Origin of the sequence: Lactobacillus sp. B4026, assembly GCF_026535825.1 — a bacterium.
In the GTDB taxonomy this organism is placed as follows: domain Bacteria; phylum Bacillota; class Bacilli; order Lactobacillales; family Lactobacillaceae; genus Lactobacillus; species Lactobacillus panisapium.
Window position 1 is genome coordinate 189,347 of the sequence record NZ_JAFNPD010000002.1, and the last position, 24,026, is coordinate 213,372.

Annotated in this window: 24 protein-coding genes; 18 read left to right on the top strand and 6 right to left on the bottom strand. The window is 36.8% G+C overall.

The annotated features are described in order from the left end of the window. Position 1: 1 nt before the first annotated feature. The 10 genes from J3U69_RS02805 to citX all read left to right on the top strand — a co-directional run bounded on the left by J3U69_RS02805 (position 2) and on the right by citX (position 10,105). Positions 2-1,399, top strand: coding sequence for a flavocytochrome c (locus tag J3U69_RS02805; RefSeq protein ID WP_267412958.1), 1,398 nt, complete (start codon positions 2-4; stop codon positions 1,397-1,399). Between the two features lie 221 nt (positions 1,400-1,620). Then, entirely contained in the window at positions 1,621-2,550 is a 930-nt protein-coding gene (locus J3U69_RS02810; RefSeq protein WP_220219711.1) for an L-lactate dehydrogenase, read from the top strand. A gap of 18 nt (positions 2,551-2,568) precedes the next feature. Further along, positions 2,569-3,267, top strand: coding sequence for a methyltransferase (locus J3U69_RS02815; RefSeq protein ID WP_103751685.1), 699 nt, complete (start codon positions 2,569-2,571; stop codon positions 3,265-3,267). Between the two features lie 16 nt (positions 3,268-3,283). Further along, complete coding sequence (locus tag J3U69_RS02820; RefSeq protein ID WP_103751684.1) at positions 3,284-4,750, top strand: DASS family sodium-coupled anion symporter; 1,467 nt, start codon at positions 3,284-3,286, stop codon at positions 4,748-4,750. Further along, a complete protein-coding gene (locus J3U69_RS02825; protein WP_267412959.1) occupies positions 4,751-5,542 on the top strand; it encodes an alpha/beta fold hydrolase in 792 nt (263 codons plus the stop codon). It begins immediately after the preceding gene. A 34-nt stretch (positions 5,543-5,576) separates the two neighbouring features. Then, the gene (citC, locus tag J3U69_RS02830) at positions 5,577-6,635 is read left to right on the top strand and encodes a [citrate (pro-3S)-lyase] ligase (RefSeq protein WP_103751682.1); all 1,059 of its coding nucleotides are present in this window, start codon (positions 5,577-5,579) and stop codon (positions 6,633-6,635) included. Continuing rightward, the gene (gene citD / locus J3U69_RS02835; RefSeq protein WP_103751681.1) at positions 6,625-6,921 is read left to right on the top strand and encodes a citrate lyase acyl carrier protein; all 297 of its coding nucleotides are present in this window, start codon (positions 6,625-6,627) and stop codon (positions 6,919-6,921) included. Before citC ends, citD begins: the two co-directional genes overlap by 11 nt. Beyond that, positions 6,922-7,836: a citrate (pro-3S)-lyase subunit beta gene (citE, locus tag J3U69_RS02840; protein ID WP_103751680.1), complete on the top strand. Its 915-nt coding sequence runs from the start codon at positions 6,922-6,924 to the stop codon at positions 7,834-7,836. After that, complete coding sequence (citF, locus tag J3U69_RS02845) at positions 7,826-9,364, top strand: citrate lyase subunit alpha (RefSeq protein WP_103751679.1); 1,539 nt, start codon at positions 7,826-7,828, stop codon at positions 9,362-9,364. The genes citE and citF overlap by 11 nt, the downstream gene beginning before the upstream one ends. A 198-nt stretch (positions 9,365-9,562) precedes the next feature. Further along, on the top strand, positions 9,563-10,105 hold the full coding sequence (citX, locus tag J3U69_RS02850; protein ID WP_267409487.1) for a citrate lyase holo-[acyl-carrier protein] synthase: 543 nt from the start codon (positions 9,563-9,565) through the stop codon (positions 10,103-10,105). On the opposite strand, the gene J3U69_RS02855 is transcribed toward citX, so the two are convergent. Further along, positions 10,098-11,045, bottom strand: coding sequence for a sugar-binding transcriptional regulator (locus J3U69_RS02855; protein ID WP_103751677.1), 948 nt, complete (start codon positions 11,043-11,045; stop codon positions 10,098-10,100). The genes citX and J3U69_RS02855 overlap by 8 nt on opposite strands. A 157-nt stretch (positions 11,046-11,202) precedes the next feature. Further along, positions 11,203-11,703: a Cys-tRNA(Pro) deacylase gene (ybaK, locus tag J3U69_RS02860; protein ID WP_220219706.1), complete on the bottom strand. Its 501-nt coding sequence runs from the start codon at positions 11,701-11,703 to the stop codon at positions 11,203-11,205. 58 nt (positions 11,704-11,761) lie between these two features. Here ybaK and prmA point away from each other — a divergent pair, with 58 nt between their 5' ends. The 7 genes from prmA (at position 11,762) to J3U69_RS02895 (ending at position 19,787) form a co-directional block, all read left to right on the top strand. Further along, positions 11,762-12,706, top strand: a complete 945-nt coding sequence (gene prmA / locus J3U69_RS02865; protein WP_220232005.1) for a 50S ribosomal protein L11 methyltransferase — start codon at positions 11,762-11,764, stop codon at positions 12,704-12,706. Between the two features lie 44 nt (positions 12,707-12,750). Beyond that, a complete protein-coding gene (locus J3U69_RS02870; RefSeq protein WP_220232004.1) occupies positions 12,751-13,104 on the top strand; it encodes a hypothetical protein in 354 nt (117 codons plus the stop codon). 15 nt (positions 13,105-13,119) lie between these two features. Further along, a complete protein-coding gene (locus tag J3U69_RS02875) occupies positions 13,120-15,354 on the top strand; it encodes a RelA/SpoT family protein (protein WP_220219703.1) in 2,235 nt (744 codons plus the stop codon). After that, the gene (gene dtd, locus J3U69_RS02880) at positions 15,354-15,791 is read left to right on the top strand and encodes a D-aminoacyl-tRNA deacylase (RefSeq protein ID WP_220219702.1); all 438 of its coding nucleotides are present in this window, start codon (positions 15,354-15,356) and stop codon (positions 15,789-15,791) included. Before J3U69_RS02875 ends, dtd begins: the two co-directional genes overlap by 1 nt. A 281-nt stretch (positions 15,792-16,072) precedes the next feature. Then, the gene (gene hisS, locus J3U69_RS02885) at positions 16,073-17,359 is read left to right on the top strand and encodes a histidine--tRNA ligase (RefSeq protein ID WP_267412961.1); all 1,287 of its coding nucleotides are present in this window, start codon (positions 16,073-16,075) and stop codon (positions 17,357-17,359) included. 5 nt (positions 17,360-17,364) lie between these two features. Next, positions 17,365-19,212 carry an aspartate--tRNA ligase gene (gene aspS / locus J3U69_RS02890; RefSeq protein ID WP_267412963.1) on the top strand — a complete coding sequence of 616 codons (1,848 nt, stop codon included), beginning with the start codon at positions 17,365-17,367 and terminating at the stop codon, positions 19,210-19,212. Between the two features lie 74 nt (positions 19,213-19,286). After that, entirely contained in the window at positions 19,287-19,787 is a 501-nt protein-coding gene (locus J3U69_RS02895) for an NUDIX hydrolase (protein ID WP_103751669.1), read from the top strand. Positions 19,788-19,830: 43 nt separating this feature from the next. Here the strand turns inward: J3U69_RS02895 and tpx are convergent, their stop codons facing one another. Together tpx and J3U69_RS02905 are read right to left on the bottom strand one after the other, a co-directional pair. Next, positions 19,831-20,328, bottom strand: a complete 498-nt coding sequence (gene tpx, locus J3U69_RS02900) for a thiol peroxidase (protein WP_267412965.1) — start codon at positions 20,326-20,328, stop codon at positions 19,831-19,833. Between the two features lie 87 nt (positions 20,329-20,415). Further along, positions 20,416-21,609, bottom strand: a complete 1,194-nt coding sequence (locus J3U69_RS02905; protein WP_267412966.1) for an aminotransferase class I/II-fold pyridoxal phosphate-dependent enzyme — start codon at positions 21,607-21,609, stop codon at positions 20,416-20,418. Between the two features lie 146 nt (positions 21,610-21,755). Here J3U69_RS02905 and msrB point away from each other — a divergent pair, with 146 nt between their 5' ends. Continuing rightward, complete coding sequence (gene msrB, locus J3U69_RS02910; RefSeq protein WP_103751666.1) at positions 21,756-22,187, top strand: peptide-methionine (R)-S-oxide reductase MsrB; 432 nt, start codon at positions 21,756-21,758, stop codon at positions 22,185-22,187. Positions 22,188-22,237: 50 nt separating this feature from the next. On the opposite strand, the gene J3U69_RS02915 is transcribed toward msrB, so the two are convergent. Both J3U69_RS02915 and msrA read right to left on the bottom strand, forming a co-directional pair. Next, the gene (locus J3U69_RS02915; protein WP_103751665.1) at positions 22,238-23,116 is read right to left on the bottom strand and encodes a YitT family protein; all 879 of its coding nucleotides are present in this window, start codon (positions 23,114-23,116) and stop codon (positions 22,238-22,240) included. Between the two features lie 283 nt (positions 23,117-23,399). After that, positions 23,400-23,948 (bottom strand): peptide-methionine (S)-S-oxide reductase MsrA, encoded by a 549-nt coding sequence (gene msrA, locus J3U69_RS02920; protein ID WP_220219697.1) that lies wholly within the window; start codon positions 23,946-23,948, stop codon positions 23,400-23,402. Positions 23,949-24,026 lie beyond the last annotated feature (78 nt).

The following is a 24,026-nucleotide window of genomic DNA, read 5'->3' on the forward strand; positions in this document are numbered from 1 at the left end:
AATGGCTAAATTTGTCTTTACACCAAGCAAATGTTCCGAAATAAAAGATAGTTACGATGCAATAATCGTCGGTGCTGGTGGTGCCGGGTTAACAGCCGCAATTCAGGCAAATGAATTGGGCTTAAAAGTGGCTGTTTTTGAAAAAAATGCTGAACTAGGTGGAAACACTAATCGGGCTTCATCCGGTATGAATGCATCAGAAAGCTTGGTTCAAATTAACGAAGGAATTATTGATAACAAAGAAGATTTTTACCAAGAAACAATGCAAGGCGGAGGTCGATTAAATGACCCTGAATTGCTGCGTTACTTCGTGGATCATTCAGCTATTGCAATTGACTGGTTGAGTAATCATGGAATTGAATTAACCAATTTAACTATTACTGGTGGAATGAGTAAAAAGCGTGCCCACCGTCCTGCTTCAATGGCACCTGTCGGAAATTACCTTGTTACCGGTGCGTTAAAGCAAATCCAAAAAGAAAATATTCCCGTTTTTAACAATTCTAAGGTAATTAAGTTAGTTCAAGATGACAATAAGAATGTTACTGGTGTCGAACTTGAAACTGAAGCAGGGAACAAGACCGTTAGTGCCAAGGCAGTATTACTTGCCAGTGGTGGTTTTGGCTCATCAAAAGAATTGATTAAGAAATATCGACCAGACTTAGTCGACTTTAAAACAACTAATCAACCAGGTGCAACTGGTGACGGACTTAAGTTAGCTGATCAAATTGATGCTCAACTCGAACAAATGGACTTTATCCAGGTACATCCGACCGCTCAAACAGACACAGACCATGTTTACTTGATTGGTGAAGGACTTCGTGGTGAGGGAGCAATCTTAGTTAATAAGGCTGGTAAACGCTTTGTTAATGAAATGAATACCCGTAAAATTGTTTCTAATTCAATTAATGACTTGCACGAAAATGGGGCTTACCTCATTTTTGATCAGGGTATTCGTGACAATTTCACTGCCGTTGAATTTTATGATCACATCGGTTTAGTAAGCCACGGTGACACGTTAAGCGAAATTGCGGAAGCAAACGGTATTAATGGTCAGAACTTAGAAAATACGGTTAAGACTTGGAATGAAGCCGTTTCGTCAGGCAATGACCAAGAATTTAACCGGACAACTGGTATGGACCGTGCAATTGATCGCGGACCTTTCTTTGCTATCCACATTAATCCGGCTATTCACTACACTATGGGTGGTATTCACATTACACCTAAGACAGAAGTCTTAGATACTAATGGAAATGTCATCTCTGGCCTTTACGCAGCTGGCGAAGTTTCTGGTGGATTGCATGGTAATAACCGAATTGGTGGTAACTCAATTGCTGAAACAGTTATCTTTGGTCGCCAAGCAGGTATGCAAATGGCTGAATTTGTTCGTTCAGCAAAATAGTAATTAAATTTTAAAGTTTTAAAAGCACTTAGTAAACTGAGTGCTTTTTTGATTTTGCAAAAATACTTGTATTTTTTAAAATTGAAAAATAAAAATCACTTTTAAAATTTAAAAAAGTAAAAAATAATTTATTTCTTTAAAATATTGCAAAATCTTCGATTCACATATATAATGACAGATGAAAAGGATTTCATTTTTTTAGAGATTGGAAGGATTAAATTATGTCTAGAAAAGTTTTACTTGTTGGTGATGGAGCTGTTGGATCAACTTTTGCCAATGACCTACTGCAACATACAAATGTTGATGAACTAGTCATCACTGATGTTGTTAAAAAAAGGCCAATAGGCGATTCAATGGATCTTGAAGACATCATCCCATTTGCTGGTGAGTGTAATATTCATGCCGGCGAATATTCAGATGCCAAGGATGCTGATGTGGTAGTAATCACTGCAGGCGTTCCACGTAAACCCGGAGAAACTAGATTAGATTTAGTAAACAAAAATGTCAAAATCTTGAAGAGTATTATTCAACCAGTTGTAGATTCTGGCTTTGATGGAGTGTTTGTAGTTTCAGCAAACCCAGTTGATATTTTGACCACTTTAACTCAAAAATTATCTGGTTTTCCTAAGAATAAGGTCATTGGTACAGGTACTTCTCTTGACTCAGCTCGTTTACAAGTTGAACTTGCAAGAAAACTGAATGTACCTGTAGCTGAAGTAAATTCAATGGTTCTTGGCGAACATGGGGATACTTCATTTGAAAACTTTGATGAATCAGTTGTTGCTAAAAAAGCCTTAAAAGATTATGACGCAATTACTGCTGATGTCTTAAATGATATTGAAGCAGATATTCGCCAAAAGGGTGGCAAGATTATTGAAAACAAAGGTGCCACATTCTATGGCATCGCAATGATGCTGACTCAAATCGTTAGTGCCGTTCTGGATAATCGTGCAATTGTTTTGCCACTTTCAGCACCAATTAATGGTGAATACGGTATTAAGCATGACCTTTACCTAGGAACTCCTACAGCAATTGACGGAACTGGTATTAGTCATGTTATTGAAGCTAAATTATCTGATTCTGAAATTAAGAAAATGCTCAATTCTGCAGATAAGATGCAAGAAGTTCTTGCTGGAATTAGCTTAGATTAGTGAAGAAAAGAGATAAACATGCAAGTTGGTAAACGGATTTTCCTGAAAAGAGAACTTCCTGATAAAGAAATTGTTGAAGGCTATAAAGATTTGCCGACATCTAATATAGCGGACTGTATGAATCGCAGAGGGGCAATGGCTACTCGCATTAAGTTGATGTCTAGTCCTACAAAAGAGATGTGTGGCCCGGCATTTACAGTTCATAATCGTCCTGGTGATAACTTAACTATTTATGCGGCTTTAAAATACTGTCATGAAGGTGATGTCATTGTAATTGATAATGAGGGCGACAATACTAGGGCCGTTATCGGTGAAGTTATGATGACATGGCTTCGTGATCAAAGACACGTAGCTGGTGTTGTTGTAGATGGTCCGATGCGTGACATTGATAGCTTACGCAATTGGGATCTTCCCATTTATGCTGTAAGCACTTCGCCAAATGGTCCATATAAGGAAGGTCCAGGAGAAATTAATGTTCCAGTTTCTTGTGGTGAGGTCAGCGTAAATCCTGGTGATTTAATTGTTGGCGATGCTGATGGCGTGGTTAAAGTAGCTCGTGAAAAGACGACTGAATTACTTCCTAAAGTCCAGGCCTTTCACCAAGAAGATGATCGTAAAGCTGAGAGTTTTCATAATGGAACTGGAAATATTGACTGGCTTGATGAAGAACTGAAAAACAAGGATTATAAAATTATCGACGATATTTACCGCCCATAAATAAAAGAGGATAATTATGAAAACTTTAGAGAAAGTAAACTATAAAGGATTTGTTTTACCAGTAATAATTGGTATTGCTTTATGGTGTTTTACTCCAATTCGACCGTATGGCTTATCAGCACAAGCATGGGAAATGTTTGCAATATTTGTAGCTACCATTGTTGGCTGTATTACTAAACCCTTGCCAATTGGTGGTACCACATTAATTGGTTTGATTGTAACTGTTTTGGTTGGTTTAGCACCAATTCAAAATGAAGTAAATCCAAAAACCGGTGCAGTTAATGCCGGGATCCTGAGTGCTTTCAGTAACTCCGCTTCTTGGTTGATTGCAATGGCTTTTATCATGGCCTATGGTATTAGTAAAACCGGTTTAGGAAATAGAATCGCTTATTGGATGATTCGTCGTTTTGGTAAACGCTCGATTGGAATTGGCTATGCCATTACTGGTCTTGAATTGATTCTCGGAGCTTTAATTCCTTCTAATAGTGCACGTACAGGTGGGGTCGTATGGCCAGTCACAGAATCAATCTCAAAAGACTATGATTCTTTACCAAATGATCCATCTCGGAAAAAAATCGGTGCCTATCTAAGTTTTATTGCCTTTCATGCTAACGTCATTTCGACAGCTCTGTTTATTACAGGTGCTGCTCCTAATATGGTTGCTTCCCAAATGGCAATTCAAAAGGGCTATCAAATGAGCTGGATAAGCTGGTTTACTGCAGCAATTGTGCCAGCAATAATTGCAACAATTGTCATTCCATTAATCATTTATAAAATTTTCCCACCTGAGATTAAGGAAACTCCTAATGCTAAAAAATGGGCAGATGACCGTTTAGCAGATATGGGTCCTGTCACTAAGCCTGAAAAAATAATGTCTGCAGTCTTCTTGTTGGCGATTGTTTTATGGGTTTTATCAGGTATTTATAAAATTCCACAATTAGATTCAACTTTCGTTGCATTCTTAGCTGTTGGCCTACTTTTGTTAACTGGAGTTTTGACCATGCAGGATGCTTTGAAGCAAACTGGGGCTTGGAACATTTTAATCTGGCTATCAATTTTGGTATTTATGGCTAGCAAGCTAATCTCATTTGGTTTTATTGATTGGTTCTCAAAGACTATCCAATCTGGACTTCACGGAATTAGCTGGGAAATTGTTTTAGCAGTATTAGTAATTCTAATGTTCTACACCCACTACTTCTTTGCCAGTGGAACAGCTCATATGACAGCATTGTATCTACCATTTTTATCAGTAGCAGTCGCTACCGGAGCACCACTTGCCCTGTCAGCAATGCTTTTAGCATTCACTGGTGCAATTAACGCTTCAACTACACACTATGCCAACGGACCAGCTTCCATTTTAGCTACCACCGGTTATATCAAACAAAGCGAATGGTGGAAAATGAACTTTATCCTCGGTATCGTATATCTTTTGATTTTCGGGGTAATCGGTACTTTCTGGATGAAAATTATTGGCATGTGGTAAATGATTAGTCAAGCAGACTTTATAACTAATGATGGAGTAAGGATCCATTATTATGATACAAAAACTACGCAACCACCAATTCTTGCTATCCCAGGAATCGGTGGCTCTGCCGCATTATGGCAAAAGGCAATAGAGCTTTTTAGCTCAGATTATCGTTTTATTATTATCGATCCAAGAAACCAGGGCAGATCTGCGCGAACATTTAAAGGCCAAAGAATTAGTCGACATGCCGCTGATTTAAACCAGTTGATTGAAAAGCTAAATTTAGTTGATATTATTGGCATTGGCAATTCGATGGGTGCTGCGAATTTGTGGGCTTATATTTCACTTTATGGTGAAAAGCGCCTAAAGGCGATCGTGGATTTGGATCAACCTCCCAAAATGATAAAAGATAAAACTTGGCAATACGGATACCAAGACCTTACTTGGAATAATTATCCGAGCTATCTAAAGGCCGATTTTGGTACCGGGATGGCCACCCACGTTGACAATGCAATGTTTGCACTCGCAAAAAAGGAAGCTCAAAGTTTTCCATATCATCCTGAAGAAAACCTATTGTGTCGCATTAATCATGCTGAACAAGATTGGCGTGACGTGCTGATTGAATTAAAGAAGCCAATGCTAGTTTTGGCTGGTGAAAAGTCCCCCTTTTTTGACTATCACTTTGCTGAAGCAACAGCAAAATTAAATCCATTAATTAAGGCAAAAGTGATTCCTAACTGTGGGCACTTAATTCAGGCTGAACAACCAAATTTGATGTACAAAGAAATAATAAATTTCTTGCATAATTGAATGCAAAAGTTGATATTGAAGAGGAAGTTACTTAATGGATAAGATCGTAGATCTTTATTTAAAAACACCTGAGACTTACAAAAAATGGCAAAATTTTTTGCTTCATCATGGTCTATCAAATTTTAATTCCCGTGAAGTCAACGTGATTGATCATACTTTAGGTTTGATTAATGAAGACGGGGAATTAGTTGGTACTGGAAGTACAGCGAACAATGTCTTAAAGTACATCGCGGTTTCAAATGATGATGAAACAACTCCAGGTGCTCGTTTCAACCAGATAATTACTGCTTTGCAGCAATATCTCTTTAGTCAACAGATTTTTCATAGCTTTGTTTTCACCAAAGAAAAGTATTCTACAAGTTTTGCTCATTTAGGATTTCAAGAACTCGCTCATAATGAGTCAGCCGCTTTTTTAGAAAATGGGACGCCAGATATTAATGATTTTTTAGCACAAATTCCTCGGGTTAAAGACCAAGAAAAACTGCAAGTGGCAGCAATTGTCATGAATGCAAACCCTTTTACGCTTGGTCATCGTCAACTCGTTGAATTAGCAAGTAAAGAAAATGATTTGGTTTATGTTTTTGTTGTGGCTACAGATGCTTCGCTCTTTAAAACCAATGAAAGAATGCAGTTGGTAAAAGAGGGGACAAAGGATTTAAAAAATGTCCTTGTCGTCAGTGGTGGAGACTATATGGTTTCCCAGTCGACATTTCCAGCTTATTTCCTAAAATCGGCCGATGATTTAATTACTGTTCAGACTGAAATTGATGCCTTAGTTTTTAAAAACTATGTTGCTCCCGCTCTAACAATTAACAGAAGATATTTAGGAACAGAACCATTTTCGAGAACAACTAATTTCTATAATCAAAGCCTGATAAAGACTTTAAGTCCTGATATCGAAGTTAAAATTGTTGAACGTTTCCAAGCAGATAGTCAGGTAATAACAGCAACAAAAGTGCGGCAGCTAATTAAGCAAGACCACTTAGCAGAAATAAAACCTTTGGTTCCAGTTAGCACAATGCAATTTATTATTAACAACAAGCAAGATTTACAAATGCGAATAAAGAAAGGAATGAATATCAATGGAAATTAAGACAGTTGGTGTTGCAGGAACATTAGAGTCCTCAGACATCCAAATCATGATTTCAGAGGGCAACGAAGGAATTCAAATTGATTTAGACTCAGAAGTTATCAAGGCTTATGGTGATCAAATCAAAAAGGTAATTACTACGACCCTACAAAAATATGGCATTGAAAATGCAAAAGTAAAGGCCACCGATAAAGGAGCTCTTGATTGTGTAATCGCAGCGCGTACACTTGCCGCTGCCCAAAGAGCAACTGAGACCTCGGATAAACCAGAATTGGAGGTATTGCAATAAATGACTTATGTTAAAAACCGTTTGCGTCGAACTATGATGTTTGTACCAGGTAATAATCCTGCCATGGTTAAAGATGCTGGAATTTATGGTGCCGATTCAATTATGCTGGACCTAGAAGATGCTGTTTCTCTAACCGAAAAAGACGCTGCACGGATGCTTGTATATAATGCCATCAAAACTGTTGATTTCGGCGGAGCAGAAATAGTCGTTAGAATAAATGGCCAGGATACACCATTTTATGATGAAGACGTAAAAGCAATGGTTAAAGCTGGCGTTGATGTTATTCGGTTGCCAAAAACTGAATCTGCTGCAATGATTAAAAAATTGGTCAGTGATGTGGAAAAAGCTGAACAAGAATATGGCGTCGAGAAAGGTTCAATCGGTGTAATGGCAGCTATTGAAAGTGCTAAGGGAGTTCTAAATGCTCCTGAAATTGCCACTTCTACGCCGTTAATGATGGGCTTGGCCGTTTCTGGTGAAGACTATACTGCTGATATGCATACTCATCGTTATCCTGATGGTCGTGAACTCGAATTTGCTCGGAATATGGTTTTGCAAGCAGCTCGTGCAGCTGACGTTTACGCATTTGATACTGTCTTTTCGAATATGAATGATACGGAAGGCTTTTACCGCGAAACAAACTATATTTATGAACTAGGTTATGATGGAAAATCACTGGTTAATCCAAGACAAATTCCAATGGTTAACAAAGTCTTCAACCCAACCAAAGATGAAATTGAAAATGCTCAAGCAGTTCAAAATGCAATTCGCGAAGCTAAAGCTAAGGGCTCTGGTGTAATTTCAATGAATGGCAAGATGGTTGATAAACCTGTTGTTGAAAAGGCTAATCGCGTAATCGAAACAGCCAAAGCGTCAAACTTAATTGATGAGGAGGGCAATTACATTGGAGAATAAAGTAAAACGCAATTTACCGGACGATTTAATGACAAAAATGAGTTTAAAACCATTTGAGGGTGTTAATATCGGTAATCCTGACGTTCAAAGGGTGGCTCCTAAAGTTAGTGTAACCACTGGCGAAAACAAAGTAGTTGAATCTTTAGAAGAAGTTATTAAGAAAACACTCAAGGATGGGATGACTATTTCTTTCCACCATCATTTTAGAAACGGTGATTTTGCCTTCAACAAGGTAATGGATTTAATTATTAAACTCGGTTATAAGGACTTAACTTTAGCACCATCTTCTTTAACGGGCGTTATGAATGATAAAGTAATTGAGGCAATTAAAAAGGGTGTCATTACGAATATTACTTCTTCAGGTATGCGTGGCAGTCTTGGTGACTTTGTTTCTCATGGTGGCCTGAAAAATCCAGTTATTTTTCGCTCACATGGTAATCGTGCACGTTCAATTGAAGAAGGCGAAATTAAGATTGATGTTGCCTTTTTAGGTGTTCCTGTATCAGATCCAGCTGGAAATGCTAACGGGCAAGAAGGTGATGCAGTCTTTGGTTCATTAGGCTATGCTTTAGTTGACGCACAATACGCAGATAAAGTTGTTTTACTTACTGATAATATTGTTGACTATCCTAATACGCCTGCATCAATTAAACAAACTCAAGTTGACTATATAGTAAAAGTTGATCAAATTGGTGATGCCGATAAAATTGGTTCTGGCGCTACCCGTTTTACCAAGGATCCTAAGGAATTAAAAATTGCGCAGATGGTTAACCAAGTGATTGTTAATTCTCCATATTATAAGCAAGGTTTTTCATTCCAAACTGGTTCTGGTGGTGCCGCTCTTGCTGTAACTAGGTATTTACGGCAATCGATGCTTGATGATAATATTACAGCTTCATTTGCATTAGGTGGAATTACCAAGCCAACCACTGATTTACTCGAAGAGGGACTAGTTAACAAGGTAATGGATGTGCAGGACTTTGATAAGGGTGCTGCTGCATCAATGGCTAAAAATAAAAACCAACAAGAAATTGATGCTTCTTGGTACGCTGACCCACATAATAAGGGAGCGGTAGTAAATAATTTAGATGTTGCTATTCTGTCGGCCTTACAAATTGATACTGACTTCAACGTTAATGTAATGACTGGTTCGGATGGGGTAATTCGTGGTGCAATTGGTGGTCACCAAGATGCTGCCTCTGCCAAAATGACGATTATTACTGCGCCACTTGTACGTGGACGTAACGCAACGATTGTACCTTCGGTTGAAACTGTTGTTACTCCAAGTGACTCGATTGATGTTTTAGTTACTGAACGGGGAATTGCAATCAATCCAAAACGGCAAGATTTAATTGCTGCATTTAGCAAAGTACCAGAGCTTAAGATTGTTGATATTAAAGATTTGCAAAAGATGGCTGAAAAACAAGTAGGAACTCCAAAGCCATTAGAATATACTGATAGAACAGTAGCATTGATTCAATATCGTGATGGTACAATTATTGACACAATCAAAGAAGTAAAAGACTAATAGTCTAGCAATTTTTTGATAAATCATAAAAGCTTCAAAAGTTATGACTTTTGAAGCTTTTTATATTTAGCTAAATTAACCCCAACTGATTTAAGCTATAATTACTAAAGATTAGATCTCTATTTTTAGAGCAAAAACCTACCTCTGAACAAGTCGAAGTAGATTTCTAACTCTTATATTTAAAAAGGAGTTTTTTAAATGACTAAAACTATATTTGCATCTGGAACAAAACAATCAATAGAACAAGTTCTTGCGGACAAAGATCAACGCGTTAATTTACAGAAAAAACTTTTTCGAGAGTTTCCGCATAGTGTTTTACTGGACGTTAAGCTCAACATACCTGGGCCAATTAAAAATAATCAGTACCTAAAGCAGCTCTTCTTAACAGGTATAAAAACTTTGGAAGAGTCACTTAAGAAAGAACACTTATCCTTTAAATTAATGGAAAAGTGGGATAAGCCAACCGGATGCGAAAATTTTTATTTGGTGAATGGCAATAGTCGAGTCGTCAAAAAAACTGCAGTTGACTTTGAAAACCAATCACAATTAACGCGACTTTTCGACGCTGATGTTTTAGTTAAAAACCAACAGGCAGCACTATCACGCACTGACTTGGACATGCCCGCTCGTAAATGCTTTTTATGCGATCGTCCAGCTAAAGACTGTGCTCGCTCACGACGTCATTCGGTACAAGAATTGCAAGAATATATTAGTCGGATTTACTATCAGCAAGTTAAATAAAACTCTTGTTTTTACGTAGAACGCGTTCGGCAATACCGCTATTTGTGACCAAATGAGTAATTACGCCGCTTCGTAATGCTCCTAACAATGCATCTTCTTTAAAGCGATTTTTAACGACAACAAAACGAGTAGGTATTTTCATAATGTCCGCCATACTGATACCACAAATGTGTGAGTCAATTGGTTTATAAAAGTTACCGTTAATATCATATGGTCGACCGAAGATGACGCCCGCAATTTGCAGGCTATCAACATTTTTCAATAGATTCTCAGCATAGTAATCCATAAAGAATTGGTCAGATTCTAATGATTGAACCGTTCCAATGCTGGCAAAGAGCAAATCTATTTCAGAAAATTTCTTAGCAAAATATTCATAGTAAGGTTCAGTTTTAAGCTCTTTTACGACTTGCGGATTAATTGAATAAAGCGGGGCAGGAAAAGTTAAGCTCTTAGCATTAAATTTATCTGCAGCCTCTTGTGTTAACTGATTTTTTCGTCTACTGGTATTGACAGCTTGACCAACAAGCTGAATAAAAGTTAAATCATCCCTTGTTTCTTCAGTAAAATTATCAATAATATCCTTGAGAAGCGTACCCCAAGTTAAACCGATTAAATGGGCAGATTTAGTGTAGTTTTGAATTTGTTTTGCCGCGTAGTTGACAATTACTTCGTTGTCCTGATTTTTCGTTTCTAAATCTTCAAGAATATAAACTTCTTTGAGATTAAAAATACGCTGAAATTCATTTTCCAACTTTTGTGACCTTTTTGGGCTTTGAGAAATGCTGATTTTGACAATTCCTTTATCCTTAGCTTCTTCAATCGCTTTCGTGATTAAGTAGCGTGAAATGTTGTATTTATTAGATATATCAGCAATATTTAGTTGACTTAAAAAATAATCTTGTGCAATATTAGCTAATTGTTCATCTGTTAATAGTGTCATGTGGGTATCCCTTTTCTTTAATATTATTTTAAATTATATTACAAAAACGGCTCTTTATTCTATAAAAATATAAACAAAAATTTATTTAAAACAATAATTTTAAAAAGTTAATAAAATATATTTATTATTATTCAAAAAAACACCATAAATTGTAAACTTATTCAAGCAAATCACAAAAAGTACCATGGGTCACTAATTGCAAGTCATTTGGTTTTAAGTAGACGCTTCTTCCGACTTTTCCACTAGAAACCGCTATTTCAGTTTCTTTTTTCATGTCTTGGTCTAGGTAAATTGGAAAATGATGATTGAAGTAGATGCCAATTGGCGTGTTTGCTCCGTGAACATAACCAGTTGTTTTTTCAAGGTCCTTCAATGGTAGAAGTTCACATTTTTTATTACCAGAAGCTTTTGCTAGCTTTTTCATGCTTAAATGTTCGGTAACAGGAATGACTCCAACTAACACTCCAGTTTTATTACCAGAACAGACAAGTGTTTTGTAGACCAAATGTTCATTCTCGTTTAGAATAGAAGTATCCATTTGCGCAACGCCACCTGAGTCTTTGTGTGTAGCAAATTCAGCTTGATGATATGGAATTTTATTTCTATCTAAAATTTTTTCAACTAACGTTTTTTCAATTTTATTTTTCTTTTTCGCCATAATTATCACCTTTTTAATCATAGCATTGATAAAGAGAAATAAAAAAGGGAGTTTATTCATGAAATTATTAATTATTAAAATTGAGACTAGTCACGAAATAGAAGATGCACTCAGTGTATACAGCCAGGACGTCCTTCACTGCTTGGGAACAGAAACACGCAAGCGGTCTGATTTTGAACATGCCGGTTGGGAAAATGATTCTACCATTGTTAATCTGGAAGAAATCAAAGATCTTCCTCAAGACTTAGAATTTTATGCGTATTTTAGGGAAGATTCAGACCGCGATAAATTACTCGCAGATTTTCGCCAAAAGTTACAGGAATTGAAGGGATACGGACTTGATATTGGTCAAGCCAAAATTAGTGCATCTTATATCGAAGATAAAGACTGGAATACAGTATGGCAAAAATTTTATCACGTTATTAATTTTTCCAGGCACCTGGCAATTGTTCCAGAATGGGAAAATTACCAACCCCAGTTTTCTGATCAAAAACTAATTAATTTGGATCCAGGATTAGCTTTTGGTACTGGCGGCCATAAGACTACACAACTTGCTATGATGGGCTTAGAGCGAACACTGACTGCTCCTAAAAGCGTAATTGATGTTGGAACTGGATCAGGAATTTTGGCTATTGCCGCTTCACTTTTAGGAGCTAACAAGGTAATTGGCACCGATGTTTCTGACGAAGCTGTCACGGCAGCTCAAGAAAATGTTGCCTTAAATCATTTAGATAATATTCAGATTAAAAAAGCAAATTTATTAGAGAATATTGACGGTAAATTTGATATTATTGTTGCTAATATTTTAGCGGAAATTTTACTCGACTTGATACCTCAGCTAAATGATCATTTGCAAAAAGGCGGAAAAGTTATTTTCTCCGGAATCGATTATTTACAGTTAACAAAGGTAGAAAAAGCCCTAGATAATTATGACTTTAAGGTTGAATTAACGATGAAACAGGATCGTTGGGTAAGTTTAGTAATTGCGCGAAAAGAACAATAAAAAGAGTTATAATAGAAAATTAAGTTAAGTAAGGAAAAAGTGAATTGATTGATAAATTAAAACACATACCATTTATTAAAAAGTTAAATCAGTATCAAGCAATGCCTATTATCTGGTGGACAATATTGGTTTTATTATTACCATTTATTTTTAGCTTGTGCCGGATTCCAACCGTTTGGCGTGTTGGATTACTTTTTATCGTTTTTAACTGTCTGGTCAGTTACCACTTAGGAATATTGGTTAAAAAAATTGCCTTGAAATGGTATTGGCTGTTATTGCTGCCAGTTTGTTTTTGTTTAATCGTTTTAATCAAATATGCTAACTACAATTTATTATTTGGTTTAATTTATTTAATCTTTGAAATCTTTGGCTTAATGGATAGACAATTTTATAAATAAGAAGGGTCGGGTTCTATGTCAAAATATGCGGAAATGACGCATGATCAAGTAATTGACACCTGTAAAAAATACATGAATGATGAGCAAATTGCTTTTGTTGAAAAGGCATATGAATTTGCTGAAAATGCACATAAAGAGCAAAAACGCGCGTCTGGTCAGCCTTACATTGTGCATCCCACGCAAGTGGCAGGGACCTTGGCCACTCTTGGACTTGACCCAGATACAATAGCTGCCGGCTTTTTACATGATACAGTCGAAGATACGGAAGTAACTAATGACGATATTAAAAATATCTTTGGTAAAGATGTTGCTTTTATTGTTGATGGCGTTACTAAGCTAAATAAATATGAATACAAATCGCACCAAGAGTTCTTAGCTGAAAATCACCGTAAAATGCTCATAGCAATGGCTAAGGATATCCGCGTCATTATGGTCAAGTTAGCTGATAGATTGCATAACATGCACACACTAGAGCATTTACGGCCGGATAAACAACGACGTATTGCTTCAGAAACAATGGACATTTATGCTCCATTAGCTGATCGATTAGGTATCGGTACTATTAAGTGGGAACTGGAGGATCTCAGTTTTCATTATCTTAATCCGAAAGCTTATTACCGGATCGTGAACTTAATGAGCTTAAAAAGAAGCGAACGGGAAAAATATATTCAAGATGCAATTAATACATTAAAAGAAAGTTTAGATGGTTTAGGAATTACTTATGATATTCATGGTCGACCTAAGCATATCTATTCCATTTATAAAAAAATGGTTAATAAGCATAAGGATTTTAATGAAATCTACGATCTCTTAGCGGTTAGGGTAATTGTTAAGACTGTCAAGGATTGTTATGCAGTTTTAGGTGCCGTCCATACTAAGTGGAAGCCGATGCCCGGGAGATTTAAAGATTATATTGCCGTTCCTAAAGTAAACGGGTATCAATCACTTCACACTACAATTATTGGTCCCGGTGGCCGTCCACTTGAAATTCAAATTAGAACAGAACAAATGCATGAAGTGGCGGAATACGGTGTAGCTGCTCACTGGGCATATAAGCGCGGCAATTTCTCTGGAGTTGAGCAAACTTCCTCCAACGAAAAACTTGACATGGTGCGAGAAATTCTTGAATTAAAGGATGAAACACAGGACGCTGGCGAGTTTATGAAGAGCGTCAAAAGTGAGATCTTCTCTGACCGTGTTTACGTGTTTACGCCAAAAGGTGAGGTCTACGAACTGCCCAAGGGCTCAGTAACCTTAGACTTTGCCTACGAGATTCATACTCAAGTAGGAAGTCACGCAGTTGGCGCTAAAGTGAATGGCAAATTAGTGCCACTAGACTACAAGTTAAAAAATGGTGATGTCATTGATATTATGACGCAATCCAATGCTAGTCCATCGCGGGACTGGGTGGACATGGTCAAAACTTCACGCGCTCGGAATAAAATCAGGCGCTATTTTAGGAACTTAGACCGAGAGCATAGCATTGAGCAAGGTGAGCAGATGATCGCGGATAATTTACGCGAGCAAAATTTCTCACCTAAGGAATTTATGGACAAAGACCATATCGAGCAACTATTGCAACAATTAAATTATCATACAGCAGATGAAATGTTTGCATCAGTTGGTTTTGGTGATCTTTCAGCTATCAGCGTGGTTAATCGCTTGACTGCCGACATTCGTCATGAAGATGAAAAGAAGCGTCAAAAGCAGCTTGAAGAAGAAATTTTAAATTCAGGCCAAAAGGCAGTTTCTGAAACAAATAATAGTAATTCCTCGGCTATGAAAATCAAGCATAAGAATGGTGTGATGATTCAAGGCATCAGCGACTTAATGCTGCATTTAGCCAAATGCTGTAATCCGGTTCCTGGTGATAAGATTGTCGGTTACGTTACAAAGGGCCGTGGGGTTACAATTCACCGTAGCGATTGTCGTAATATTGTTCATAATGATGCCAGTCAGGGACGCTTAATTGAAGTAGAATGGGAAAATGTTGAAGAAAATAGCGCACAAGCCTTTAACGCTAATATTGAGGTTTTTGGCTATAATCGCAGTCGTCTATTAAGCGATGTTTTAACTAAATTAAACTCACTAACGCCCAATATTAACAATCTTTCAGGTAAAGTTAATGACGAAAATATTGCTCATATTTATGCAACAGTTGCTGTCAATAATTCTGGTCAACTTGATAGTATTTTAACCAAGTTACGTGATATTCCTGATGTATATGAAACTAGAAGGGCTGATAATTAATGCGAGTAGTAATTCAAAGAGTAAATTATGCTAACGTTAAAATTGCAAACGAAAATGTCGGCGAGATCAAAAAGGGCCTTCTATTATTAGTTGGCTTAAAAGAAGGCGACGATAGCCAAACGGTGAAAAAAGCTGCTTCTAAGATAGCTAAAATGCGGATTTTCGAAGATCAAGACGGAAAGACTAATTTGGCAATTAAAGATGTTGGCGGCAAAATCTTGAGTGTTAGTCAATTCACTTTACTTGCCGATACTAAGAAAGGTAATCGTCCTAGCTTTATTCAGGCAATGAGACCACCAAAGTCGGATGAGTTATGGCAGGCTTTTAATCATGAACTTGAAAATAATGGCTTGGATGTTGCTACTGGCAAATTTGGTGCCGACATGCAAGTTACTTTAGAAAATGATGGACCTTTTACGATTGTACTTGACTTATAAAAAATTTAAGCTGAAATAACAGTACAGGTTGACTTTTTAAGGTTAAAACTATAAGCTAAAAAAAGAAATTATCAATGACAAAGACTGAAGATTAGCACTTTTTATTAACAGAGAACGTTCATCTTGCTGAAAGAACGGATAAAAAGCTAAACTGTGACCCCTTTACCAGATAATAACCGCATCGCGAGCGTTATTCGCAGCAGGCAAAAGGTGGTACCGTGCTAATTCAGAGCGCCCTTGATTTTATTCAAGGGCGTCTTTTTATTAAAAAGGATGATTAAATGAGAGTTCAAAAACCTAAGGGAACAGTTGATATTCTCCCTGATCAATCAGGGTCTTGGGAAAAAGTAGAACAAATTTTACGTGATTTCTTCAAAAGAGCAAATTACCGTGAAATTAGAACCCCTAGTTTTGAAAACTATGAAGTATTTTCACGTTCTAGCGGTGAAACGTCTGATGTAGTTGAAAAAGAAATGTATGATTTTAATGATAAGGGTGGCAGACATATTGCTCTAAGACCTGAAGGAACTGCGGGTGTGGTTCGTGCATATGTTGAAGATAAATTATATGCACCCGAAATGGTCAAGCCACTCAATGTTTATTATCTTGAATCAACATTCCGTTATGAACGGCCACAAGCGGGCCGCCAACGTGAATTTCACCAAATTGGAATTGAAAGTTTTGGTTCCAAAAATCCATTGGCTGATGTTGAAACAATTGTTTTGGCTCATGATTTACTGGCAGAACTTGGGGTTAAAAATTACGAATTACACATTAATACCTTGGGTAATGCTCAGGTTCGAAAAGATTATCATGATGCATTAGTTAACTACTTTAGACCATTAAAAGAGCAATTATCGGATGATTCTAAGCGTCGTTTGGAAAAGAATCCATTGCGGATTTTAGACTCTAAAGATGAACAAGATAAACAATTTTTACCAAATGCCCCTAAAATAATTGATTATCTTAATGATGATGCAAGAAAGAATTTTGACCAAATTACCCAAATGCTTGATCAGCTCGGCATTTCATATACAATCGATAATGATTTGGTTCGCGGGTTAGACTATTATTCAGGAATTATCTTTGAATTCATGGTTGAAGATCCTAGTTTATGGGAATCTGCTACTACAATCTTAGGTGGGGGCCGCTACGATAATCTAGTTGAAGAATTTGATGGTCCGGCAACTCCAGCTGTAGGATTTGGTATTGGTGAAGAGCGTTTGATGCTAGTTTTACAAAAGCAGAATCCAACTCTTTTTGCCGACCAAGGAATCGACTTTTTCATTACCAATATTGGTGACGGAACGGAAATTAAAGCGGTTGAAATAGCGCGCTCTTTACGTAATCAAGGATTTAAGGCCCAATATGATGTTGACCAAAAGAAACTTAAGGCACAGTTTAAAAAGGCCGACCGTGTGCACGCCAAGTTTGTAATCACGTTAGGTGCCAAGGAACTTGCTAACGGAATTTTGAATGTTAAACGATTAAGTGATGGTAAAACATTAGAATTAAACTTGACCGATGTCGACAATATCAAAGAAGTCATAAAGAAATTAAAGGATTAAACAAAATGGAAAAAAGAACGAATTACTGTGGCAACATTACTGCCGAATATATTGATCAAGAGGTTAACCTATATGGTTGGGTTCAACGTGTTCGTAACTTGGGAAACCTAGTTTTTATTGATCTGCGCGATCGTGAAGGCATTGTCCAAGTTGTGATTAACCATGATTCAGGAAAAGAATTGATGGCAATTGCTGATTCACTGGGTAATGAATACGTTATTCAAGTAAAAGGCAAGGTTGTTAAGCGTTCAAGTGTTAACCCCGAAATGAAGACTGGTGAAGTTGAAGTTGACGCTAGCGAAATTAATATTTTAAATAAGTCACAAAACCCTCCATTTGAAATTAAAGACAATATTGAGGTTGGGGAGCAGACTCGGCTGAAATACCGTTATCTGGATTTGCGTCGGCCTAATTTGCAAAAAGCAATAATTTTGCGGTCTAAAATTTTGCAAGCTACTCATGAGTATTTTGACGAAAATGGCTTTATTAATATTGAGACACCAGTTTTAGGTAAATCCTCACCTGAGGGAGCTCGTGACTATCTAGTACCTTCACGTATTTACCCTGGCAGTTTTTATGCTTTACCGCAATCACCACAATTGTTCAAACAATTATTGATGGGAGCAGGCTTTGATAAGTATTATCAATTAGCAAGATGTTTCAGAGACGAGGATTTGCGTGGAGATCGTCAACCCGAATTTACGCAAATTGATATGGAAACATCTTTCACTGATGAACAGCAAGTACAAGACTATACTGAAGGACTTCTTAAAAAGATTATGAAGGATGTAATGGGCATTGACTTGAAGACGCCGATTGCACGAATTTCTTGGACAGATTCAATGAATAATTACGGAACAGATAAGCCTGATACCCGTTTTGAAATGCTTATTCATGATTTAAGTCCTATTTTCAAGGATAGCGACTTTAAAGTTTTCTCAGGTGCAATTGCTGATGGTGGTTTTGTAAAGGGAATTGCTGTTAAGGATGGTGCTAAGGCATATTCACGCAAGCAAATTGAAAAGAAGCAAGAATATATCAAACGTTTCCATGCAAAAGGTCTTGCCTGGGCTAAATATGAAAATAATGAATTTTCAGGTCCAGTTGCACGCTTTTTAACTACTACAAACCAAGAACAACTTATTAATGAGTTCCAACTCGAAGGTGGCGAGTTATTAGTCTTTGTGGCTGATAAATGGAAAGTTTGTTGTGACTCACTTGACCATTTACGGCGTGAATTTGCTAAGGAAACTGGAATTATTCCTAAACATGAATTTGATTTTGTTTGGGTAGTTGATTGGCCACTATTTGAATACGATGAAGGTATTGGTAGATGGATTGCTGCTCACCACCCATTTACGATGCCCGATGATGAGGGAATTAAGCTACTTGATACTGATCCACATAAAGCGCATGCTCGCAGCTATGATATCGTTATGAATGGTGATGAACTTGGTGGCGGCTCAATCCGTATTCATAAACGTTCAATTCAAGAAAAAATGTTCAAAGCTTTAGGATTTACCAAGAAACGTGCCTATGAACAATTCGGCTACTTACTCGAAGCTTTAGATATGGGATTCCCTCCACATGCAGGTTTGGCGATTGGCTTAGATCGGTTTGCAATGCTTTTAGCAGAAAAAGACAATATTCGAGATGTACTGGCCTTTCCAAAGAATGCCAATGCTTCCGAGCCAATGATGCATGCTCCAGCTCCAGTAGCCGATCAGCAATTAGCTGATTTAGGAATTGAAGTTGAGGAACAATACCAAGAAAGTGTAGCGAAAACTGACGCCAACTTGCAAGAGCAGGCCGTTAAGGATTATGCTGCCCATTCAACTTGGGAAGAAGATTAAATAAAAAAGATGGAGCAAAAAGCTTCATCTTTTTATTTTTTAGAAAACATTGTAATTTTAATTGAGGAAAAATTATGTCGCAGAAATATCATCGTGCCTTTGGCTGTTATGGAATAATTGGTAATTCAAATGAATTAGTTGTTATCAGAAAAAATGCCGGACCTTACATTAATCGCTATGACTTACCAGGAGGCAGCTTAGAAGATGGGGAAGAATTAGCTAAAGCCGTTGTTCGTGAAGTTAAGGAAGAAACTGGGCTTGAGGCTCTTCATTTTGACCAAATCGGAGTCACTTCCTTTAGGTATCCGTGGGATTATCAGGAGTGGCATTATAACCAGCATATTTGCGTGTTTTATCGGATTACGTCCTTTACAGGAAAACTGCAGCAAAGCGTAGAGCAATTTGCTGGGCAAGATTCACTTGGCGCAGTCAAAGTTCCTCTGGCTAAAATTAATATTCAAAATTCTTCGCCACTTGTTTTAAAGGCAAAAGAATATTTACTTAGACCAAATGAATTTAGTTTACAGGATCAAACTTATACTGATTGGCAAATACTGCAAAAACCGCTATTTTAATAAAAAGGGCAGCTAGTAAAACTAGCCGCCCTTTTTTTGGTTATTATTTACTTAAATTATTTAAGAAATCTAATGCTGCATCATAATTAGGTTCATTAGTCATTTCATGAATTAGTTCTTGGTAAAGAACTTTGTTGTCAGCATCAACGATCCAAATACTTCTTGCATCAATTCCAGCAGATTCAACAAAAAGTCCCATCTTCTCACCGAAGTCATGACTTTCATCTGATAAAAGTTCCATGTTCTCAACATCTTCGGCTGCACACCAATCTTTTTGTTCAGCTGGCGTGTTTGTTGAAACAGTGTAGAAATTAATGTTTTGATACTTGTCAACTTCACCATTGAAGCGTTTAGTAGAAATGCTGCAAACGCTAGTGTTGATATTAGGCACAACACTAATCAAAGTAGGTTGGTTGATTAGCTCACTCATTTTAACAATTGTACCATCAGCTTTTTTAACTTCAAATTCTGGTAAATTAGCGCCGACAACAGGTGGTTGACCATTAGTTGTTAAAGGTTCATTTTTCATTGTAATTTTCATTCTTTTTAACCCTTTTCTGATATAAAATAACAATAATACCTTTCTAGTTTAAACTAGAAAGCCTTTAAACCCCAAACGATACGCACTTTAATTATTTAAAGTATCTTTGACGTATTCACTGATCCTAGAAACAGCTAATTTTAGATTTTCATCTGAAGAGGCATAAGAAAGACGAACAAAGCCTTGTCCACCTTTACCAAAGTAGCTTCCTGGAACAACACCAACTTTAGCTTTAACAGCTAAATCTTTAGCAAAAGCAACATCATCTTGGCCAAATTTGTCTGGTATTTGCGCAAAAACATAAAAAGCACCTTCAGGAGTAGCCATTTTGAACCCATTTTTCTCAAGTCCGGTTTGAACAATATGCAATCTTCTTTCATAAATTGCCCGAGCTTCTACATAATCTTGCTCGCCATTTTCTAACGCTTCAGCTGCTCCAATTTGAACATTATCGGTTACGGAAGTAATCATAAACGAATTTACTTTAATAATTGTTTTCATAATTTCGCTAGGAGCGGCAATGTAGCCAATTCGCCAACCTGTCATGGCAAAGTTCTTTGATAGACCCGATAACAAAATAGTCCGTTCAGGAATAATTTGTGCTAAGGAATAATGCTTTTTATGGCCATATATTAACTCTGCGTAAATTTCATCACTTAAAGCGAATAAGTTATAGTCACAAATGACTTCAGCTAAAGCTGTTAGTTCTTCTTTAGAATAAACACGACCAGTAGGATTGGACGGATCCGTCATAATGATGGCCTTGGCACCTTTGCCCTCATTTTCCAACGTGTCACGCAACATTTCTGGAGAAAGAATAAAATTATTAGCGGAAGTATCGACTTGAACTGCAATTCCACCAGCCATTTCAATAATGCCAAAATAAACGCCCCATACGGGAGTAGGGACAATAATTTTATCACCCGGATTAATAATCGACATTATTGAAACATTTAGTGCTTCTGAAACACCAACAGTCGCACAGATTTCCCCTTTTGGATCGTAGGAAACACCTAAACTATCATTTAAATATTTGCTAACCGCATTTAAATATTCTTCTTTTCCTGCTTCTGGTGCGTAATGAGAATCATCCCGGGCAATATCATTCATTGCTGCTTTCTTAATATGTTCCGGGGTTTTTAAATCAGGTTCACCGACAGTAAGCTTGATGATTCCTGGAATTTGCGAGATATCTTGGCTAAATGCACGAATTTCGGATTTTGGTAATTTACTAATTTTCTGATTAATCGTTTTAGATAAACTTTTTGCTAAAGTTGGCATAAAAAAAACCTTTCTAGAATTTTTGTACAGGTACAATTATAACCCAGTATTTGCTTGGCGGATATTTAAATTAATGTTAATTTATTGAGCTCTTGATGAGGTTATTAAAAGAAACTTTGGTATAGTTAAGTAAAGAAGGTGAAAATATGGACGAAACAAAGAAAAACGCAAGGTTAAAAGATTTAACCAAAGATCAATATGAAGTTACGCAGCATGCTGCTACCGACTATCCTTTTAAAGGTAAATATGATGATTTTTACCAAAAGGGGATATACGTTGATATTGTGTCAGGTGAGCCACTATTTTCAAGTGAGGATAAATACGACGCGGGTTGTGGCTGGCCTAGTTTTACCAAGCCAATTGAAAAACTGGTATATCATCGTGATCAGTCAATGGGCATGGAAAGGACCGAAGTTAAAAGTCCTGATGCCGATTCTCATCTAGGACATGTTTTTAATGATGGACCAGCCGATCAAGGCGGATTAAGATATTGCATTAATTCGTCGGCTTTAGATTTTATTCCTTATGACCAACTTGATGAAAAGGGTTATGGCGAATTTAAAAAAATCTTTAAATAATAAAAATTATGTAAAATAAAAGCACACCTCAAACGAGGTGTGCTTTTTGGTTAGACAATTTCCTGCTCTTTAAAACTGCCATATACGCGTTCAACTTCGGTAACACTCATGAAAGCGTATGGATCACTCTTTTTGACGATTTGTAAAATATCATACATATCGTAACGATCGATAACAGTTATTAAAACCTTTTTTTCGCTGTGACTGTATGCACCTTCAACATCATGAAAAATGGTAATCCCACGATGCATTTTTTCTTGAATGCCATCAATGATTGCTTGTGGTTGATCCGTCACAATAGTAACTTGCAATTTTTGGTGCTGCGTATAGATTGCATCAATCACGCGCCCATTAATAAAAATGGTTAAAGCTGAATAGAGTGCTCGATTCCATCCAAAAGCAAAACCAGCAGCGGCAATAATAACTAGGTTAATTAAAATGCTGACTTTACCATAGCTTGCACCAGTTTTTCTTCTGATAACAATACCAATAATATCCAAGCCACCAGTTGAAATACCGTTTTTTAAAGCAAAGCCGGTTCCTAAGCCGTTAATCATGCCACCAAATATTGCACAAACTAACGGGTCAACGTGCATGTTAACGGGTTGAATGACGTGCATCATAATTGAGCCCAAAATAACGGTAACCACAGTGAAGAAGGTAAATTTATGCCCGATTTTAAACCATGCCAATAATAGAATAGGAAGATTTAAGGCAAAGTACATTTCAGAAGTAGAAAGCGTAACCGGTAAAAACCGCTCACTTAACGTATTAATCAATTGAGCAAAACCGGTAATTCCAGATGAATACATATGCCCAGGTCCCCAAAAAAAGTTAAGGGCAACGGCAACTGTTAAAGAATAAAAAAATGAGGCGGAAATCTTTGATAACAAACTATAACGCCGATTAAATTTATCGAGTTGATCCATTTATATTTTTCCTTTTTGCAAAATAGGTGTGAGTAAATTTTCTAGCTCTGCATTATACCAAAAAAGCAATCAGTCGTTAAACTGATTGCCTTTGGATTCAAATAAATTGCTTTAAAATACAATATCAAAACAAAAGTATCAATATTATATAAGATTTTTAAATATAAAAAGATAATAATAAAACATAATACATGGTTAAGATAACTTGTCAACATAGAGTTATCTCAACCACAATAATATTAACATTAAACTAAACAAAATAACAAGTGTTTTGGCAATAAAATTAATTGTTTTGCCAATGTTTTTTGATAAATTCTTCGCGACCACCAGATTCTTCTAATTGATATCTTAACGGGTTCTTTTTATAAAAATCTTGATGATAATCTTCAGCAGGGTAGAAAGGCTTTGCTGGCTCAATTGCTGTAACAATTGGAGCACCAAATCTACCGCTATTTTGTAATTCTTGTTTGGATTTTTCAGCAGCAGCTTTTTGACTTGAAGAATTATAAAAAATTACTGGACGATAATTAGCCCCGCGATCCTGAAATTGACCAGAGGCATCGGTTGGATCCGTTACTTGCCAATAGTAGTCTAATAGCTTTTCATAAGGCATTACTTGGGGATCAAAAGTAATTTCAACAGCTTCTGTGTGTCCAGTCGTTCCACTGACTACTTGTTCATAGGTTGGATTTTCTACTGTGCCACCTGTGTAACCAGAAACCACTTTTTTAATTCCAGGTAAAGAATCAAATGGCTTAACCATACACCAAAAACATCCACCTGCAAAAATTGCAGTATCTAAATTTGACTTATCAGAATTTATTTCTGTCATCTTTTGTCCACCTTCTCGTAAAATTTAACACATATAACTAAGTGCTTTAAAGTAAGTCTAATTCAGACCTGAGATAAC